Here is an 18,953-nt window from a genome sequence, read left to right as displayed (position 1 = left end):
TTTGAAATTCCGGCACCGCCCTTTTTTATTTCTTTTAGTTGCCCTTTTCTGCCTGGTGCTGGGCTGGATTTTCAGCCGCCGTTCCGGTGAACAAGCTACCGACCAGGCCAAAAGCATTGCCACCTTAGAAACCCGGATCGATACTGTTCTGGGACAGGCTAACCGGCAGGGCCTGCACCTGGAAGGCGAACTGCTTGCCGGCAACCACGATTTTCAGAGCTTGTTGCAGGTAAACCAGTTTCCGGCTTTCATTTTCGAGAACGACGAACTTATTTTCTGGTCCGATAATACCACACTTTCCGACTTCGAGAGCATCCACGATTTGAAATCAGAACAGGTGGTTGAAAATAAATCCGGAAAGTACCTGGTGGTAAAGCACGCCGTAGAGCCCGATTTTCTGGTGCTGGTTTGCGTGCCGCTGGAAGTTAACTACGGTATCCGGAACCGGTACCTGGTATCGGGGCTTAACCCGGCGGTTTTCAGCAATATTAAAGGAACCCTGGTAGCCGACCTGAGCGCCGGACTTCCGGAAGTTTATTCTGAGCGGGGAAATTACCTCTTTTCTATTCGGTTCGATAAAGAAAGCCTGGCCGGATCGGATTATAATTTGCTGGCGGTTGCTTTTGTTGGCCTGGCGGTCTTGTTTTTTATTGCCTGGATTTACCAGATCAGGCTCGGCCTTTTTCAAGGTGGTTTCCGGACAAGGGGCGTACTTGTTTTCCTTTTCGGGCTGGTAGCCATCCGGTTCCTGCTGCTTTACCTGAACCTGCCTTCTTCGCTTTTGCGGGTAGGCTTGTTCGATCCGCGGCAATATGCGGCTTCCTTCTGGTCTCCTTCGCTCGGCGATCTTTTGATAAATGCGGTGCTGCTGCTGGTTATCGGGCTGGAGATGGTATGGTTATGCCGGAAAAAAGTGGCTGCCCTGGGGCAATTCAACTTCGATCCCAAAGTATCGGTAGGGCTGAAGCTGGGTTTGCTGGCGGTTTTCTACTTTTTGCTTTATCTGCTGTACCATTTTTATTCCAGCGTTTATACCAATTCCTCGCTGGTGCTGGATATTACCCAAAGCCTGCAATTCGATAAATATAAAATAGCGCTGTTAACGGCCGTGCTGGTCCATACGGGAGCTTTTATGGCTTTCACCTATGTACTGTTGCTGCTGTTCTTTGCCTTGCCGGAGTTCCTGTTCCGGCAAAGCCTTGCTATTTTAATTTCGCTTGGGCTGATTTTTATTTTTGTAAACTTTCTGGAGCACGAAGTAGCATTTCTGGTTTTCGCGGCTTTTGCGCTTACGGCCCTTGTGCTGGTGTGGCAATCGTGGGAAGTTACGGCGGGTTTGCCGCACCGCAATTATTTCTACATCGTTATTTTTATTGCCCTTAGTTCCTGGACCGGCAGCATGGCGCTTTATCAGAATTACCATAACCAGCTGCAGATACATAAGCGCCAGTTTGCTAAATCGTTAGGCCAGGAAACCGATGTAATGACGGAGTACCTGCTGGAAAATGCATCGAAGGCTATTGCGGCCGATCCGCTGTTCCGGAAGAAGCTGAAAGGCGCGGTACCTGATATCGATTTTATCGAACAGAAGATCCGGCGGTATTACTTGCGGGGCGATTTTGAAAAATACGAAACGGATGTAAGAGTTTTCGACGTAACGGGCCACCAGCAAAACCAACCTGATTCCATGCACAGCCTGGCAGTTTTGCAGCGCATGGTCCGTACCCAGAGCCTTAAAACAGCTTATCCGGATCTGTTCCTGCTGAGATCGAAAGACCCTTTAAGCACCCAGAAATACCTGAAGATCATTCCGGTGCCGGTTTCCGCGCACGGGAAAGCTACCATTGTGCTGGAGCTTTCTCCCAAAAAACTCACGCCGCGCAGCGTGATCCCGGAATTACTGGTAGACGAAAAATACGTGCAGCCGTTGCAGTCAAAATCGTTAAGTTACGCCATTTACCGGAACGGGGAACTGGTTTCGAGCGAAGGCGATTACGATTACGGCTTCCGCTTCGATCCGCAATGGCTGGAATCGGAAAGGATCTTTACCAGCGGCCGCACCGGCAAAAACCGCGACCACCTGGCCATAAAACTTTCCGAAGATACTACGCTGGTGATATCCACTACCCGGTATTTATTACGCGATATCTGGTCGAATTTTTCGTTTCTGTTTTTGCTGCATTTGCTCGTTTTTCTGGCGGGAATGGGTAGTTATTCCCTGGCACGCGGCGAGTTTTTAACCCGTTTCCGTACCAATTTCAGCACCAAGATCCAGATCTTTCTCACGCTGGGTATTATGCTGCCTTTGCTGCTGATAAGCGTTTCCATCGGCAGTCTGGTAACGGCTTCTTATAAAAGCGACCTGACGGATACGTATGAAAAACGGGGGCAGCTGATCCAGGATAACCTGGCGGCAGCCTTGAAAAACGGTACCCTGCTGGCCAGTAAAACCAGGCTGGAAAAAGTACTGACGGATTTCTCCAACCTTTCCGAGGCGGATATTAATTTCTACGATGCCACCGGCAAACTGCAGGCTTCGAGCCAGCCGCTTATTTTTGAGGCCGGCCTGCTTTCCAAACTTATTAATCCGCAGGCGTATGCGGCCATTGTAGAGAACAAGAAAAAGAATGTCCTCTTGGGCGAAAAAGCCGGTTTGCTGAATTTCAGTTCCTTGTATCTGCCTTTGTACGCCGAAGGGAATCGGGATTTGCTGGGCTTTATCGGGCTGCCGTTCTTCGATTCGGAAAAAGAACTGAACCTGAAACTCATCGAGCTTACCACTACCATTCTGAACATTTTTACCATCATGTTCATCGGGTTTATGGTGCTTACGTACCTGGCCGCGCGCGTGCTTACCGTGCCGCTGAACCTGATCACGGAGAAACTGAAACAGACCACGCTTACCGGGCAGAACGAGCGGATCACCTATACTTCGAACGATGAAATTGGCCTGTTGGTGAAGGAATATAACCAGATGATCTCGAAACTGGAAGAAAGCCGGAACGAACTGGCACTGAAGGAAAAGGAAGCGGCCTGGCGCGAAATGGCCCGGCAGGTAGCCCACGAGATCAAGAACCCGCTTACCCCGATGAAGCTTTCGCTTCAGTATTTGCAGAAAGCCATTGCCGAAAAACGCGACAACGTGGAAGCCCTCATCAGCAAGATTTCCCAGACGCTTATTACGAACATCGACATCCTGAGCGACATTGCCACTTCGTTTTCTTCCTTTACGGCGATGCCGGATCTGAAGTCGGAACGCATTGATCTGGGAACCGTACTGAAGCGGAGCGTAGATTTGAACTTTGACCCCGCTACGGCCCGTTTCGAAGTAACCATGCCGGAAGAGCCGCTGGAAGTAATGGCCGACGAAAACCTGATGACCCGCACGTTTAATAATTTATTTCTGAATGCGTTGCAGGCAATACCAACAGGGCGTGAACCGTTTATTCAGGTAGGCCTACGGAAGCTTGCGGATAATAAAGCGCTGATCAGCATTCAGGATAACGGTACGGGAATTCCGGAAGAAGTGCGCGAGAAAGTGTTTATTCCGAACTTCAGTACCAAATACACCGGTTCGGGTATTGGTTTGGCGGTGGCGAAAAAAGGCATTGAAAGCGCCGGCGGCCGGATCTGGTTCGAAACCGTGGAAAACGAAGGCACTACATTTTACATCGAATTACCTCTGGCGTAACTATGCAGAAGCGGCTTGGCCTGTTTTTTTTTCTTATCCTGCTAAGCCAGTTCGCGTTTGCCCAGATCTCCAGCAAGCGCTGCAAATGGGTGAAGGTAACCGAACAGCGTTTTAAGCTCGATTCGCTTACCCTTTTACCCGGATCGGTGCAGTTCTTCAACAATGCCCAGGAGGAACTCAAATACAATTACAACCCCACCACCAACGAGTTTTCCTTTGTAAATGTGCTCTGGCCGGATTCTATTCTGGTTTGCTACCGCGTGCTGCCTTTAAACCTGGGAAAACCTTACTACAAGCGCGACCTGCTCCGCATGGATTCGATTTCGTTTGAGCGGGCCTATGCTTTCGAGGATTTTTCGGTACGGGAAGAATTGTTCCGCACACCGGGTCTGAACAAAAGCGGCAGCTACACCCGCGGGCTTTCCTTCGGCAATACCCAGAACGTATTCGTGAATTCGGCTTTGAACCTGCAACTGGAAGGAAAACTTTCGGAAGACATTAATATTATTGCTTCGGTAACCGATCAGAATATTCCGTTTCAGCCGGAAGGCAATACGCAGCAGTTACAGGAATTCGACCGGGTTTTTATTACGCTGCAACACCGGCGCTGGACGCTGACGGGCGGCGACGTAGTACTCCGGAACAAGCCTTCCAATTTCCTCCGGTTCTATAAAAATGTGCAGGGCGGGGCGCTGGAAGTCTTTTCGGAGCCGAAGGAAAATCGCGGCTCGGCCACTTCGGTTGCTGCCGCCGTGGCCAAAGGGAAATTTGCTTCCCAGAACATTACGCCCATCGAAAGCGTGCAGGGACCTTACCGGCTCAATGGCGTAAACGGCGATAAATTCATTATTGTACTGGCCAATTCGGAGCGGGTGTACCTAGACGGCAGGTTGCTGCAGCGTGGTTTCGATTACGATTATACCATCGATTACAACCAGGCGGAAGTAACGTTCATGCCCAAAAACCTGATCACGCGAAACACCCGCATCCGCATCGATTTCGAATATTCGGACCAGAATTACAGCCGGAGCGTTACGCATTTAAGCCATTACCAGACCCTGAACAAACTCAAGCTTCAGGTGAATTACTACAACGAAGCCGATAACCCGAATAACCCGAACCAGATCGACCTGAAAAACGACCAGAAAAAACTGCTGGCCCAGATCGGGGATGACGTTTCCAAAGCAGTGATTTCCGGGGCCGATTCCGTAGCGTTTGATCCGAAGCAGATTTTATACGACAAGCGCGATACAGTTATTAACGGCATGCAGATCGTGTACTTCAAGGAATCGCAGAACCCGAACGAAGCATTTTTTACGGTACGGTTTTCGGATGTGGGGCAGGGCAACGGCGATTACGTGCAGAAAGCGACTTCCATAAACGGGCGGGTGTATGAATTTGTGGGAACAGGGCAGGGGCGGTATTTGCCGGTGCGCCAGTTGCCCTTGCCTATTAAAAAGCAGATGATGACGGCCGGCGCCAGCTACCAGGTAACCAGGGAAGCCACCCTTTACGCCGAAACCGCTTTATCGGAATTCGACCTGAACCGCTTTTCCAGGGTAGATGCCGAAGATGATAAAGGGCGCGCCATGAAAGTAGGTTACGAAGTGCTCGATAAAGAACTGGCCGGGATCCGGAACTACAAATTGCGGAGCACGCTGAATTACGAATACACCGACGATACCTTTGAGCCCATAGACCGTTACCGCGACATCGAGTTTGAACGCGACTGGAGCTTGCCGGCAAACGCAAAGAAAGTGAACGACAACATTCTGAATTTTTCGGCCGGTTTGTTCCGGAACGAAAAGAATTTAGTCAACTACCGCATCAGCAAGCGCTACCGCCAGGGAGAAGTAAACGGCCTGCAGCATTGGCTCGATGCGGCGCAGGAGTTCGGGAAACTGGAGCTGAAAGGTACTTTTTTCCTGCTGAACAATACCGTTGCCAATGCCCAGTCCGATTGGGTGCGGGGCGATCTGGGAGCCAAATATAACTGGGGCAAAATCGTGCCGGGCTACGTGTACCGCTTCGACAAAAACAAACTTACCCTACCTACGCGGCCGGATTCGGTAATCGGTTCGGCCAACTTTTACGACGAGCACGTATTTTTTGTGCAGAATTCCGATAGCGCCAATGTGCGCTACCGCCTCGATTACACCCGCCGCGACGATTACCAGCCGCGGGAAGGCGAGCTGCTTCCGCGCGACCTTTCCAACACTTACAACGCTTCTCTCAATACGCGAATCGGGCAGAACAACGACCTGAACTTGCTGCTTACCTACCGCGAGATCACTTCCAACGATACCATTCACGAAAACACCATTCTGGCCAGAACCGACTGGAACGGCGATTTCCTGGACCGGCATTTGCGCTCGGAAGTGAGTTATACGGTGGCTACCGGGCGGGAACAGAAGCGGGAATATATTTTCGTGGAAACCGTGCACGGCCAGGGTACGCACTACCTCCGCGAAGGCGGGAACCCGAAAAACCTGAACGATTATTTCGAAGCGCAGACGCCGGCCATCGACAAGCGCACGCACATCAAAGTGTTCCTGCCTTCCGACGAATATATTACTGCTTTTACCAATACGTTTACTTACCGTCTGAGCGGCTCCATGCCCCGGAACTGGGAAGGGCAGAAGGGCTGGCGCGATTTTGCTTCCCGCTTCAATTCGCTTACTTATATCAGCATCGATAAAAAGACCACCGACAAAGACCTGATGAACCGCCTGAATCCCTTCAGCCAGGATATTGAAGACCTGTTCCTGATCTCGCTTTCCAAATCGCTCCGGAACACGCTTTACTACAACCGCAGCAATCCGAAGTTCGGGATGGAAGGCACCATGCAGCAGGCCCAGCAGAAGGTATTGCTTAGCAACGGTACCGATACCCGCAACCAGAACACGCAAACCGTAATATCGCGCTATAATTTAAACGAGCTTTTTGCTTCGAAACTGAACCTGGAGCGCGGCGTTCGCGAAAGCAGCTCCAGTTATTTAACCTCCAGGAATTTCCGGATAGAAGGCTACACGGCTACGCCGGAAGTTGCTTATCAGCCCAATACGAACCTCCGTTTTACCGTAAATTATTCTTACTCGAAAAAGCAGAATATGATTAAGCCGGAAGCTTTGCCGGGCGAAGAAGAACAGCCGCAGGAAGAAGCCGTTTTTCATGAACTGGGCTTGGATACGCGCCTGAGCCAGGTAAGCAAACGCACCGTTACGGCAGCCATCAAGTACATCCGCATCGGGTTTACCGGCGATGAAAACTCGGCAGTAGGTTACGAAATTTTAAATACCTTGCGGCCGGGAAATAATGCCACATGGAATGTTTCGGTGCAGCAGCGCTTAAGCAACGGCCTGAACATTTCCCTGATCTACGATGGCCGCAAACCCGACGCCATCCGTGCCATTCACACCGGCCGGGCACAGGTTTCGGTACTGTTCTAAACGCTATGAAATTATGCTGAAAAACCGCCTGCCTTTTGGATTTAGAACCTTTGGATTTTACTTCTGGGTGCTCCTGTTTCTGCCGCTTCTGCTAAGTTGTAATACCGGCGCAAAGAAGGCTGAAGCGCAACTGAAGCAGTTGCACTGGCTGACCGGAACGTGGCAGCAGCAATCGGAAGCCGGTCTTTTAACAGAAACCTGGCAGGTAAAAAACGCTAGCCAAATGACCGGAAAAAGCTATCTGGTGGACCAGCACGATACTATTTTCTCCGAAGTCATTTCCCTGGAAATACAGGAAGGCGAAGTTTATTACGTGCCCGTAATTGCAGACCAGAACGACGGAAAACCGGTGCGGTTCAAACTGATCTCCGGGAAAGACCAGACCTTCGTTTTTGAAAATAAAACCCACGATTTCCCGCAACGCATCATCTACCACCAAACCGGCAGCAATCAATTAACAGCCCGAATAGAAGGTGAGATAAAAGGGAAATTAAGATCCGAAGAATTTAAAATGCAGCGGGTAAACTAAGATCAGGTTATCCTTATGCCTTCCTGTTAATAGATCAGGGATATTTAGCAAGCACAAGCGGATGCCGTATCATATCTTATACTCTTCTGGAACAACTGTTTAAGCAAGCCTATTTGATAAATTCCCCCTTTGGAGAGTAGAGCCGATTCCTTTTGGCGGATTCTCCCCTTGAGGGGAGTTAGAGGGTGTTAGCTATCGGTTGATCCCTGTTGAAACAGCTCATTTTGAGGCTGTCGCCTCACTGAAGTTACAAACTTCAGATTATTTATAGGTCAAAGTTTTAAACTTAGACCAGTATTTTTGAAAATGAATCAACCCTGCTCCAAAGGGGGATATGCAATAATCAGTTGTAGCTTCTATTCGGAAATAGTTTCCACAGTAGGCAGGTTCGATTGTTTCACGTGAACTTCCGTGTGCCGGATCTCGCCTCCCAATTTACCTGCATATAAAAATACCCCGCACGCGGCCAGGTTTCCCAGCAAAACCAGGAGCACCAGCATCCGCGCCCGTTGCCCGATCTTGCGGAGCAGATACAAGGCCACCGCGGCGCCGATCCCTACAAATTCCATGAGCCAGAAAGCCAGTTCCCCGGCTTCTTCGTGGGCATGAATGGCTTCCTGGGAAAAACCGGGCAAGCGTTTGGTGAATTTTTCAGCTTCTTCGCCGGTATATTGTACTGCCACTGTAATCAGGGCAATGGCTACCAGCAACACCAAAGCAGCCGAAGTAAGGTCTTTGCTTTTTTGCAGCCACCCGGAAAACAGCAACAGGAAAGCAATGAGGCTGCCTACAATGGGAATGTGCGTAAGGACAAGGTGTAAATATGTTTCGTTCATAGGTGTTGGTTTTCAGGTTAACGGTTGCAGGTTGGTTCTGGTATTTTCTTTCCGGTCAGCCCGAAAATTTGTAATAATCTTTCGTCCGCAAAATTATCGATGATCAGGTCGGCCTGGGAAAGGTCCTGGTTTCCGGAGTTCGGGTTGTAATAGCCAATGCAAAACATGCCGGCTGCCTTAGCTGCCTGCACGCCGTTTCTGCTGTCTTCGATTACAATGCAGTTGGCCGGAGGCTGGTTATAATGCGCGGCTGCTTTCAGGAAAATATCGGGTTCCGGTTTACCGTTCGCTACCTGTTCGCCGCTTACAATCAGGTCGAAGTAGTGCGCAATATCCAGTTTACTCAGGATCAGGCCGATATTCTTTTGCAGGCTGGAAGAGGCAAGCGCTAGGGTGTGGCCGGTTTGTTTCAGATGATCCAGGAAAGCCACAATGCCGGCCGTGGGCGCAAGGTTTGTTTGCAGAAGGGTCTGGTGCTTCCGTTCTTTTTCGAGGGCTTTCAGTTCTTCTACCGTTTGCGGCAGGCCGCATTTCTCTTTAATGTATTGCCACATTTTGGTAGCTGAAATACCGATAAAAGCCTCGTATTCTTCCTCCGTAATTTCCGCTCCCAGTTCCCGGAAGAGAACCTGGTTCATGTTCCGGTACAAGGGTTCGCTGTCGAGCAACACCCCGTCCATATCAAAAATCAGCAGTTGCTGCATGGGTAATTAAGTTTAACTAACCGGTAAGCCCTCCGGAATATTTCCCGGATTATTATTTGTCCGGGAACTGCTAAGTTAAGCAAAAGCTGCTACAGTTCCCGAAACAATAGCCTGCTCTTCTTTAAGTTTAAGTAAAATTTTTCTGCTGCAGCTTAAAGCTTTCTCCTGCATTCGATTCCGGCACCAATACGGCGCCTTATAACTTCATTCAATTTCTTTTCGCTCAGCTTTAAGCCGGATACTTTCCTTACTGTATATACTGATCGTAGAAGTGCCTCCCGGCATTCATTTATTTCCTGTCCATTCCAGTTTTATTCTCCTTCAGTTTTGATTCGATAACTAATAATAAGCCAATAGCTGACTGTGGTTTTTGTTGCTTTTATGTTTTGTGTGTGTTGAAAAAGTGCAAAAATGCAACCTTATTTTAAAATACATGTAAAATACAAATAATAATTAAAATAATATAAAAATAGAATAATCCAAGATTTTGAAATACCCTCTGCAGGTGCTGGTATTTAATGATTCCGGCTGGATAATGATGCGTTTATTTATTACCCTGTTTAATTTTTAACCAATAACTTCCATGAATAAAACGGTACTCTTTTCTGAAAAAAAATGGAAAAATGAAATTGCTGAAAGATTTTGTTTTAAACCAGTGGCCTTGTTGTTCTTAGTAAATTTATGTTTTTTACTGGTGCGGCCAAGTGCTGAAGCTGCTTCTTTTTCTACTTTCAGGTCCGGCAACTGGAACGACCCCAGAACCTGGACCAATAACGGCAATGGGGGGATTCCCGGCCCGCTGGACGATGTAAGCATTAGCGGCAAAGATGTGCTGGTGCTGAATGTTCCTTTGGCACAGTGTGCTTCCCTTACGCTTAAATCGGCCAGTGGAAGTTCAACCCTGATCTTTTCGGGATCGAACAAGCTTGTAGTAAGCGGGAATGTAGTGATAACTTCCCCTACTCAGGATGGCGATTCTAAAACAATTGAGGTAGGGAGCGGAACCTTGGAAGCCGCAAACCTTACTCTTACCGGGAGCAACGGATTACGCATTGGAAAACTCATGTTGTCGAATGGGTTAGTCAAGATCCGAAATAATATCACTTTCGTAGGCGGAACGAATGCCATGATCGATATTTCCGGAACGGGCATTTTGCGGGTTGGCGGAATTTTAGGCGCCAATGGTACGCTGAACCCCGGTACTTCCAGCACTGTGATCTTCGACGGGCTTGCCCCGCAAACCATGCCGAGCACGTTGAGCTATGCCCACGTTACCATCGAAAACCCGACTACGGTTACCCTGGATGGCGCCGTTACTCAGGGAAAATTAACTGGTAATTTAAAAGTAACCGCCGGAACCCTGGAGAATGGCGGGTTTGCAATTGCCGGCACCGGTGGCGGCGTAATTCAGGTGCTGGATGATGCGGCCTTAGGGCTTGGAGGAACCAGTACCTTCCCGACTGGGTTTGCCAACATTATTTTAGGACCAATTAGCAAGGTCATGTACAAGGGCGCCAATCAGCGCGTGGCTGCCCTTACTTACGGCAAGCTTGCAATTTCAAAAACCGGCACCGGTGTAATTAAAACCCTGGAAGGCGACGCCTCCGTTATTACCGCGCTGGAATTTAATAACGTAAAGCTGAACGCAAGCAACCATGTGTTTACGGTAGGGCCATCAGCCATCATTACGGGGCCAACTTCTGCTGCCTATGTGGTTACCGGTGGCACCGGTAAGCTCCTGATCCGCAATGTCGGCACCGGCGGCAGATCGGGAGAGGTATTGTTCCCGGTAGGTGCTACTTCGTCGTCCTACACGCCGGCTTATATTACCAACCAGGGGCCTGCCAACAGCTTTTCGGTGCATGTAACCGATGGGGTGAAAGACCGCTACGGGAACCTGATAGCAGCGCACGTGGTGAACAAGACCTGGGATGTAACCAACGAAACCACCAACAATACCGATAACGTTAAGCTCCGGCTGCAATGGACCGCTGACGATGAAACGGCTGGCTTTAACCGCGCTACCTGCAGCATCAGCCATTACGATGCACAAGCCGGGACCTGGAACCGCATCGGCCTGCCGGGAACGGCTTCCGGCCTGAACCCTTACGCCGCCATTGGGCAGGGAATCGTCGCTTTCTCGCCTTTTGCCGTTGGCGATCTGGATAGCCCGCTTCCGGTAGATATGATGTATTTCAATGCCACAAAAGTAGACCAAGGCGCGCTCCTGACTTGGGAAACGGCCACCGAAAAAAATAACCAGGGCTTTGAAGTACAGGTTTCAGCCGATGGCCGCAATTTTGAAACAGCCGGTAGCGTAAATACCCTGAACGGAAATTCCAGCAGCAACCAGAAATATAAATACCTGGACAAACAGCAGGGCAGAACCGGAACCTGGTACTACCGCCTGAAACAAACCGATCTGGATGGCAAGGCTTCTTTCTTCGGGCCTAAAGCCGTAAGTTTCAGTAAGCAGGAAGAGGGGGTAAAAGTGTTTCCGAATCCGTTTAAAGAGCAATTCAGCCTGCAGCTGAAGGCCTTGGATGAAGAACCCGTAGAGCTGACCCTGACGGATATGTGCGGGCGGGAGGTGTACCGTGAATTGCGGCCAGTGGTAAATGGAAGTAACGATCTTCAGGTGAACCTGAAAGGAGATTATCCGGCCGGCCTTTACCTGCTAACCGCTAAAACCAAACAGAACGTATTTTCTTCGCGGCTGCTGAAACAGTAACCAGACTAAGTTGTCAGTTAAGTAAAAAGGAGGGTGTGAATTTCACCCTCCTTTTTTTATTAGAAGTTATCTCATAAATCAAAATTTCTCTGTAGCGTAGGGTTTAAACCCTACGCTACAGAGAAATTTATTAGCAGAAAGCAATTTCAAAAGCTGCTCTGGGTATTTATGAGATGGCTTCTAGCCAATTAGTTATGGCAGAAAAAAGTTTTAAAGCGATTCTGCTACTGCTTTGATCTGCACCAGGATCGGGTTCCAGCCTTCGCCGTTGTTGTAAGCTTCCTGATATCTTCGTTCTCCTTCCGCTACGGTTTTGTAATCGCCTTGCGTAACGGTTAGGTTCGTCTGTCCGTCTGCGGAAGTTAAAGCGTACGTTACGGTCAGGTAATTCTCCGGAATATCGGCCATGGTAGCATTCGGGTCGAAAACGGTGTACGTTAAAAGCTTTTCCGGCTGAATGTCCAGAATGTTTCCTTTTACCGCCACAAAATCTTTGCCGTCGTAATCCATCCGCCAGATCAGGGAGCTACCAGGTTTCCAGTCCGATACGGTTTCGCAACCGAACATGTATTTCTTGGTTTGTTCCGGTTGGGTTAAAACTTCCCAGATTTTTTCCGGTGTAGTGTTAATGACAATGGTATTTTGGATTTCGAGTTTTTCCATGAGTATGGGTAGCGTTTTAACTTTTCTTTTGCGGGCTTTTGTCCATGCTGTTTGGAGTCTTCCGCATGACGAATTCAAACTTTTAATGAAAATGGAAGTCTCTGACTTCCCTACGTTGCCACAAATTTCTTCGGGTTGATATCGTGTGGTGTAGCGCCGTCGGAGACGGCTTATTTCATTGGTACTTTGAAGTCATCCTGCGGAAGACTCCAAAGAGCAGCTTTCTATTTCGGTTCACAGTATATTCTTTCTGTCACTTTAAAAATGTTTCTTGTTTCGGAAGGTTTTCCATAATCGTAACGATAAAGTTTTTCAACAATACAGTTACAGTTTCCACTTGCCATAGAAGCTCTGATAACTTTTGATTCTCCACCCCAATCTAAATACATCGTTTTATTTAGTGTGAAACCATTTTGTTTCAGGTTTTCAACAAGGTTAATAGGTTCATTTTTATCTTCTTTATATGAAACCAAACTGTCGTAAAAATCTACAAAAACTATAGGCTCAGTGTGACAGAAATCTTTATTTGCAAAATCAAAGGTTTTATAACTCGTTTTTTTAAAATCATCTTCATTTATAATACTGAATTCGTAATTGAAGTTTTTATCCTTTCCTTGAAAGGAACTTATGATTTTAAAGGTTTCTACGTCTGCTCCGTATAAAATTTGATTCTTATTAATTACGTATTTTTTTGTCTTTCCCCAGTCATCATCAATAGGAATAAATCTATTTATGTCAGGAATATTTACAGTGTCCCTGCCATGGATTAGAACATTATCTGCCTTTGCCCAAGGATACTTAATCAATTTTATTTTATCTGGATTAACACCTTTAATTACACAGTCGTTTATGTTATTATAAAATCCGAAGAAATAAGCGGAGTCTTTGTCACGGAAAATATAGTTTCCAATAAATTTAAAAGTGTTAGGGTCAATATTTTTTATATGTTCTCCATCTATAAACAGGTGATTTTTGTCCCTGCCAAATTTAAAGTTGCAATCGCAGTCAAAAGTTAATTCTTTAAAAGACTTTGCGTCTGCTTGTTCAATTAATCGCTTGTTTTGCCCACTTCCTTCATTCCAAAATTCATAATAAACCTTGTCGCTTTCAACTATGTAACCGCGCCTACAACTTGTCAAAATTGAAAGTGCCAAAAAAATAATTGTCAGTTGTTTTGTTGTCATTGCAATGTGTCTGTTATAATTGGTACCAACTGCTGGATAGACAACATAACTACGGTTATCAGCATTATATCCGTATGATTTCTAATAATACTTCCCCTCCAGTAAATAATTCTTCACATAATCCTGCACACCTTCTTCCAAGGTATGGAACGGTTTGTCGTAGCCGATGCTGCGGAGTTTCTGCATGTTGGCTTCGGTAAAGTATTGGTAGGTATCGCGGATATCGGCAGGGGTATCTACAAAGTCGATTTCGGCTTCGCGGCCCATGGCCTGGAAAGTCTGGAACGCCAGATCGAGGAAGGTGCGGGCTTTGCCGCTGCCTAAATTGTAAATACCGGAATTTTTGCGGTTCTGCATTAAAAAGTAGCAAACCTCCACCAGGTCTTTCACATAAATGAAATCGCGCATCTGTTCGCCGTCTTTGAAATCGGGGCGGTGCGAGCGGAAGAGTTTGAGTTTGCCGGTTTCTTTTATCTGGTTGAAGGCGTGCAACACCACCGAAGCCATTCGGCCTTTGTGGTATTCGTTGGGGCCGTACACGTTGAAGAATTTCAGGCCGGCCCAGAAAAACGGTTTCGCGGTTTGCTCTAATGCCCACTTATCGAAATCGTTTTTGGAATCGCCGTAGGGGTTGAGCGGGTGCAATAGCGGGATCATGGCTTCCTCGTCGTCGTAGCCCAGTTTGCCGCTGCCGTAGGTGGCCGCCGACGACGCGTACACCAGCGGGATCTGGTATTCGCAACAGGCATTCCACATTTGCTTCGAGTAGTTCAGGTTCAGCAGGTCGAAAACATCTTTGTTGAACTCGGTGGTATCGGTGCGGGCGCCGAGGTGAAAAATGAATTCCACTTCCTCGTAGTTTTTCTCCAGCCAGTTGAAGAATTCCATGCGGTCTACGTATTCCCTGATCTTTTTGCCTTTCAGGTTGTTTTCCTTTTTGGCGATCGAAAAATTATCGACTACTACAATATCGTTGAAATTGGCTTCGTTGAGGCGGGTTACTAAACAGCTGGCAATAAAGCCCGCCGCTCCGGTTACTACTATCATGAATGCGTTTTTAGGTGCCTGTTAAAAATTGGCTAAATTTACGAAAAATTAATTGCGCTCATTTTAACTTTTGCTGTCATGTTGAGCGCGAGCGAAACACCTCGTCGGCTCATTGCACAGACGTTTCTGCTATGCGCCGACAAGGTCCTTCGCTCACGCTCAGGATGACAATTAGTACTTTTTATGCCTAAACCCCTATCATTTTTCCGAAGCTTTTTCAGCAAAATCCTGCTGCTGGTTTTCCTTGCCGGCTGCGGCGGAAATTCCGAAAAGTCGATAGGCAATTCCAATCAAAAAGTTGAATTAAGCAAAATAACTGTTACCGACGATCTGGGTCGCAAACTACAAGTTCCTGAAAACCCAAAACGCATTATGGCGCTTTCTGCCGCTATGACCGAGATGCTTTTTGCCGTGGTGCTGGATTCTATGATCGTGGGCCGTACGCAGGTTTGCAATTATCCGGAAGCGGCGAAGAAGAAAACGGTTATCAATTCATATCCGGTGGATCTGGAAGGATTGCTGGCCCTGAAACCGGAAATTGTTTTCACCGAAGACGGCATTACGCCCATGGAAACGGCTGCTAAAATCGAGCAACTCGGCATTCCGGTTTATTTTCAGAGGTACGATAAAGTAGCTGATATTTTCCGCGGTCTGAACGACATTGGCAAAATTATGCACCGGGAAGTTGCCGCAAAAAAGCTTACCGATTCGCTGCAAACCGAACTGAACGCTATCGAGAACGAAGTAAAAACCCATGAACTGAAACGTGCGCTAGTCATCATTAACACCGATCCGATCTACGTGTACGGCCGCAATACGCTCATGACCGATAAGCTGGAAAAAGCCGGTGGCGAGAATGCGCTGAAAGAAGTTTTCCCGCAACAGTCGCCGCAACTTACCCGCGAATACGTGTTGCAGCTGAACCCTGGTTTTATTTTCGGCATCAGCAAAGAGCAGAACGAAACGCTTTTCCGGCTTTACCCCGAACTGCAGAAAGTGGACGCTTACAAAAATAAGCGCATCTTTGTCCTGAACGATGACCTGGCTTCACGCCCCAGTCCGCGCGTGGTAGAATCTATTCGTGAAATCAGAAATTACCTGCAAAAGTGAATCGGCCGCTGCTTTATATTCTTTTAATGCTGTTCCTCACCTTTGCGGTAACGGTGGCCGGGCTGAAGCTGGGCAGTTTCGAGACCGATTTCGCTACCGTCTGGAACGCCCTTTTTAATTATAATCCCGAAGATCCGGCGCATTTTGCGGTGCTGCATTTGCGTTTGCCGCGTTTGCTTTTGGCTATTTGCGTAGGCGGTTCGCTGGCTTTTTGCGGCTACCTCATGCAGGCCATGATCAACAATGCCTTGGCTGATCCTTACATTTTGGGCACCGCTTCGGGAGCTTCTTTCGGAGCCTCGTTCTGCTTTTTTGCCTTCACCAACCTAACCGTTTTCGGAATTTACCTGCCGCCTTTTGCCGCTTTGCTGGGTTCGTTTGTGGTAACGATAATCGTGGTCGCCCTTGGTACCCGCTCCGGGCAACTTATTCCCTCCCAGATGCTGCTGGCCGGTATTGCGTTAACATCCCTTATCGGGGCCTTAACTTCGCTCATTACCTTTCTTTCCTCTTCCGAAGGCAAACTGAAATCGGTAATTTTCTGGGCCATGGGCGGTTTTGAAAAAGCCAGCTGGGAATCGTTGCCTTATCCGGCGGTGGCTTTGTTGCTGGCTTTGGTAATTTTCATGTTCATGCAAAAGCGCCTGAATGTACTTTTACTTGGTCCTGAACGTGCCAAAATGTTAGGTGTAAACGTAGCGCAAACACGTTGGATCATTTTGCTCACGGTCTCGGTAGTAACCGGCTTTGCCGTAGCGCTTTCCGGACCGGTTGGCTTTGTGGGCCTCATCATTCCGCACGTAACCCGTGGTTTGTTGGGCATAACCGGCAAACTGAACCTGATTTTCTGTGCCCTGACCGGCGGTTTGTTCATGCTCGTCTGCGATCTTTTGTCCCGCATCGTTTTTCCGCCCGCCGGATTGCCGGTTGGCGTCGTAACTTCGCTGTTCGGGGTGCCTTTTTTCGTATATTTGCTCCTGAAAAAGAATTATAAATTTGGTTAATGTGCTAATGGGTTAATGTGCTGATGTGTTAATGGATTTGGAAATCGGGTAATGGTGCAATCAGGTCAGTTTCTGCTGACTTTTTTAGCCTTAAACCCTACCGATTTTCAAACAATTACATTAACAATTACGCCATTTAAACCATTTAAAAATTAGCACATTACCATATTAAGCCATTAGCACATTAAATTAATGATCTACGTAAGCCGGACCGAGCACTTTAACGCCGCCCATAAACTACATAACCCGAACTGGTCGCAATCGAAGAACCAGGAAATTTTCGGGCCCTGCGCCAACGCGAACTGGCACGGCCATAATTACGACCTGATCGTAACGGTAAAGGGCAAGCCCGATCCGGAGACCGGCTTCGTGATCGATCTTAAAAAACTCAGCACCCTGATCCGCGAGAACATCATTCAGAAAGTAGACCATAAGAACCTGAACCTGGACGTATCTTTCATGGAAGGCAAGCTGGCCAGCACCGAAAATTTAGTGATCGAATTCTGGAATATCCTGGCCCCAAAAATTGAAAAAATCGCTTCCCCAGCTTCTGGCGCTAAGCTCCACAGCCTCAAACTCTACGAAACGCCACGCAACTTCGTGGAATATTACGGCGAGTAATTTTATTGTTAATTGCTGATTGTTAATTGCTAATTGGTTTTCCGGGTAATTCAATCAACAATCAACAATCAACAATCAACAATTCAAATTTTGAAATACTACCTCATAGCCGGCGAACGCTCGGGCGACATGCATGCTTCTAATCTGATGAAGCAACTCAAACTCCAGGATCCGGAGGCAGAATTCCGTTTCTGGGGGGGCGAGCAGATGCAGGCTGTAGGAGGGGAGCTGGTTACGCATTACCGCGAAATGGCTTTCATGGGCTTTGTGGAAGTAGCTAAAAGTATTTTCAAAATTTCCCGTTTTCTAAAGCATTGCAAGCAGGATATTCTAAGCTGGAAGCCCGACGTGGTAATTCTGGTAGATTATGCCGGTTTTAACATGCGCATTGCAAAGTTCGCCAAAGCCAACGGGTTCAAAACGTTCTACTACATTTCTCCGAAGATCTGGGCCTGGAACCAGGGGCGTGTATACGGCATTAAAAAGTCCGTAGACCGCATGTTCGTGATCATGCCCTTCGAGAAAGATTTTTACCAGCGCTTCGATTATAAAACCGATTACATTGGCAACCCTGTTTCCGACAGCGTAAATGCGCATAAGGTTTCTGAGGATTTCTTACCGAAAAATGAATTAGGAGCAAAGCCGATCATTGCCGTTTTACCCGGCAGCCGCAAACAGGAAATCGAGAATATGCTCCGCATCATGCTGCAGGTTATGCCCGATTTTCCGGAACATCAATTCGTAGTGGCCGGCGTTTCTACCTTCAGCCCGGAATTTTACGCGCAATTTACGCAAGGCACCAACATCAAGATCCTCTACGAACAAACTTACGACCTGCTTTCGCACGCCGAAGCAGCCTTAGTAACTTCCGGTACGGCTACCCTGGAAACGGCTTTGTTCAACGTGCCCCAAATTGTCTGCTATAAAACCAGCGCCATTTCCTACGCCATCGGTAAAATGGTGATCAAGGTAAATTACATTTCGCTGGTTAATTTAATTGCCGATAAGGAAGTGGTAAAAGAACTTATCCAGGAAGAACTGAACCCGCATAAAATCTCCGAAGAACTAAAGCGCATTCTTTTCGAAAAACCTTACCGCCAGCAAATGCTTAACGGCTATGCGGAGATTAAAGCGAAATTAGGAAGCGCCAATACCGCCGAACAGGCTGCTAAATTAATGGTAGGATATCTGAAGGAAAAGGAAGCTTAGGGTTTTAATCTTACGCTATTTTTTTCTGGAAAAATTGCTAGGCTTTCCCGCAATATTTTTTCGTAATGCTTTATCGCAATATCGTGGGGCGGGGACAAGCCCCGCCCGTACATTGAATGAAAGGATTCATAAGAATCATAAAAATCAAATAAATCATAGTTCAGACAAAAAAAGC

The 18,953-nt window shown here is 47.6% G+C and carries 13 protein-coding genes; 8 read left to right on the top strand and 5 right to left on the bottom strand.

Annotation, left to right across the window (positions count from 1 at the left end; translation table 11 throughout):
- Window position 1: 1 nt before the first annotated feature.
- The 3 genes from F0P94_RS16200 to F0P94_RS16190 are packed head-to-tail and all read left to right on the top strand — an operon-like array spanning window position 2 to window position 7,669.
- On the top strand, window positions 2-3,691 hold the full coding sequence (locus F0P94_RS16200) for a sensor histidine kinase (protein ID WP_150904961.1): 3,690 nt from the start codon (window positions 2-4) through the stop codon (window positions 3,689-3,691).
- 2 nt (window positions 3,692-3,693) lie between these two features.
- Window positions 3,694-7,140, top strand: coding sequence for a hypothetical protein (locus F0P94_RS16195; protein ID WP_150904960.1), 3,447 nt, complete (start codon window positions 3,694-3,696; stop codon window positions 7,138-7,140).
- Window positions 7,141-7,153: 13 nt separating this feature from the next.
- Complete coding sequence (locus F0P94_RS16190; RefSeq protein WP_150904959.1) at window positions 7,154-7,669, top strand: DUF6265 family protein; 516 nt, start codon at window positions 7,154-7,156, stop codon at window positions 7,667-7,669.
- A 356-nt stretch (window positions 7,670-8,025) separates the two neighbouring features.
- Here F0P94_RS16190 and F0P94_RS16185 read toward each other — a convergent pair whose 3' ends face one another.
- The gene (locus F0P94_RS16185; protein WP_150904958.1) at window positions 8,026-8,505 is read right to left on the bottom strand and encodes a DUF2231 domain-containing protein; all 480 of its coding nucleotides are present in this window, start codon (window positions 8,503-8,505) and stop codon (window positions 8,026-8,028) included.
- A gap of 17 nt (window positions 8,506-8,522) precedes the next feature.
- A complete protein-coding gene (locus tag F0P94_RS16180; RefSeq protein ID WP_150904957.1) occupies window positions 8,523-9,209 on the bottom strand; it encodes an HAD family hydrolase in 687 nt (228 codons plus the stop codon).
- Window positions 9,210-9,870: 661 nt separating this feature from the next.
- Between F0P94_RS16180 and F0P94_RS16175 the strand changes: the two genes are divergently transcribed.
- On the top strand, window positions 9,871-11,940 hold the full coding sequence (locus tag F0P94_RS16175; protein WP_191907072.1) for a T9SS type A sorting domain-containing protein: 2,070 nt from the start codon (window positions 9,871-9,873) through the stop codon (window positions 11,938-11,940).
- Between the two features lie 210 nt (window positions 11,941-12,150).
- On the opposite strand, the gene F0P94_RS16170 is transcribed toward F0P94_RS16175, so the two are convergent.
- From F0P94_RS16170 to rfaD, 3 genes are all read right to left on the bottom strand, one after another.
- Entirely contained in the window at window positions 12,151-12,603 is a 453-nt protein-coding gene (locus F0P94_RS16170; protein WP_150904955.1) for an SRPBCC domain-containing protein, read from the bottom strand.
- Between the two features lie 224 nt (window positions 12,604-12,827).
- On the bottom strand, window positions 12,828-13,787 hold the full coding sequence (locus tag F0P94_RS16165) for a DKNYY domain-containing protein (RefSeq protein WP_150904954.1): 960 nt from the start codon (window positions 13,785-13,787) through the stop codon (window positions 12,828-12,830).
- Window positions 13,788-13,868: 81 nt separating this feature from the next.
- Window positions 13,869-14,834: an ADP-glyceromanno-heptose 6-epimerase gene (gene rfaD / locus F0P94_RS16160; RefSeq protein ID WP_150904953.1), complete on the bottom strand. Its 966-nt coding sequence runs from the start codon at window positions 14,832-14,834 to the stop codon at window positions 13,869-13,871.
- Between the two features lie 183 nt (window positions 14,835-15,017).
- Here rfaD and F0P94_RS16155 point away from each other — a divergent pair, with 183 nt between their 5' ends.
- The 4 genes from F0P94_RS16155 to lpxB all read left to right on the top strand — a co-directional run bounded on the left by F0P94_RS16155 (window position 15,018) and on the right by lpxB (window position 18,778).
- Window positions 15,018-15,944, top strand: a complete 927-nt coding sequence (locus tag F0P94_RS16155; protein ID WP_150904952.1) for an ABC transporter substrate-binding protein — start codon at window positions 15,018-15,020, stop codon at window positions 15,942-15,944.
- Window positions 15,945-15,970: 26 nt separating this feature from the next.
- Complete coding sequence (locus F0P94_RS16150) at window positions 15,971-16,948, top strand: FecCD family ABC transporter permease (protein WP_225307248.1); 978 nt, start codon at window positions 15,971-15,973, stop codon at window positions 16,946-16,948.
- 192 nt (window positions 16,949-17,140) lie between these two features.
- The gene (locus tag F0P94_RS16145) at window positions 17,141-17,569 is read left to right on the top strand and encodes a 6-pyruvoyl trahydropterin synthase family protein (RefSeq protein WP_150904950.1); all 429 of its coding nucleotides are present in this window, start codon (window positions 17,141-17,143) and stop codon (window positions 17,567-17,569) included.
- Between the two features lie 90 nt (window positions 17,570-17,659).
- Window positions 17,660-18,778 (top strand): lipid-A-disaccharide synthase, encoded by a 1,119-nt coding sequence (gene lpxB / locus F0P94_RS16140; RefSeq protein ID WP_150904949.1) that lies wholly within the window; start codon window positions 17,660-17,662, stop codon window positions 18,776-18,778.
- The last annotated feature ends 175 nt before the right edge of the window (window positions 18,779-18,953 follow it).

The organism is Adhaeribacter soli (genome assembly GCF_008727925.1).
GTDB classification, from domain to species: domain Bacteria; phylum Bacteroidota; class Bacteroidia; order Cytophagales; family Hymenobacteraceae; genus Adhaeribacter_A; species Adhaeribacter_A soli.
The sequence above is the reverse complement of the archived record's forward strand: the minus strand, read 5'-3'. Positions and strand labels throughout refer to the sequence as shown.

What these genes read in the sequence shown, in the direction of transcription:
- rfaD (WP_150904953.1), bottom strand. Translation starts at nt 14,834, where the DNA reads ATGATAGTAGTAACCGGAGCGGCGGGCTTTATTGCCAGCTGTTTAGTA.
- F0P94_RS16155 (WP_150904952.1), top strand. Translation starts at nt 15,018, where the DNA reads ATGCCTAAACCCCTATCATTTTTCCGAAGCTTTTTCAGCAAAATCCTG.
- F0P94_RS16190 (WP_150904959.1), top strand. Translation starts at nt 7,154, where the DNA reads ATGCTGAAAAACCGCCTGCCTTTTGGATTTAGAACCTTTGGATTTTAC.
- F0P94_RS16145 (WP_150904950.1), top strand. Translation starts at nt 17,141, where the DNA reads ATGATCTACGTAAGCCGGACCGAGCACTTTAACGCCGCCCATAAACTA.
- F0P94_RS16150 (WP_225307248.1), top strand. Translation starts at nt 15,971, where the DNA reads ATGCTGTTCCTCACCTTTGCGGTAACGGTGGCCGGGCTGAAGCTGGGC.
- F0P94_RS16170 (WP_150904955.1), bottom strand. Translation starts at nt 12,603, where the DNA reads ATGGAAAAACTCGAAATCCAAAATACCATTGTCATTAACACTACACCG.
- F0P94_RS16185 (WP_150904958.1), bottom strand. Translation starts at nt 8,505, where the DNA reads ATGAACGAAACATATTTACACCTTGTCCTTACGCACATTCCCATTGTA.
- F0P94_RS16165 (WP_150904954.1), bottom strand. Translation starts at nt 13,787, where the DNA reads ATGACAACAAAACAACTGACAATTATTTTTTTGGCACTTTCAATTTTG.
- F0P94_RS16180 (WP_150904957.1), bottom strand. Translation starts at nt 9,209, where the DNA reads ATGCAGCAACTGCTGATTTTTGATATGGACGGGGTGTTGCTCGACAGC.
- F0P94_RS16195 (WP_150904960.1), top strand. Translation starts at nt 3,694, where the DNA reads ATGCAGAAGCGGCTTGGCCTGTTTTTTTTTCTTATCCTGCTAAGCCAG.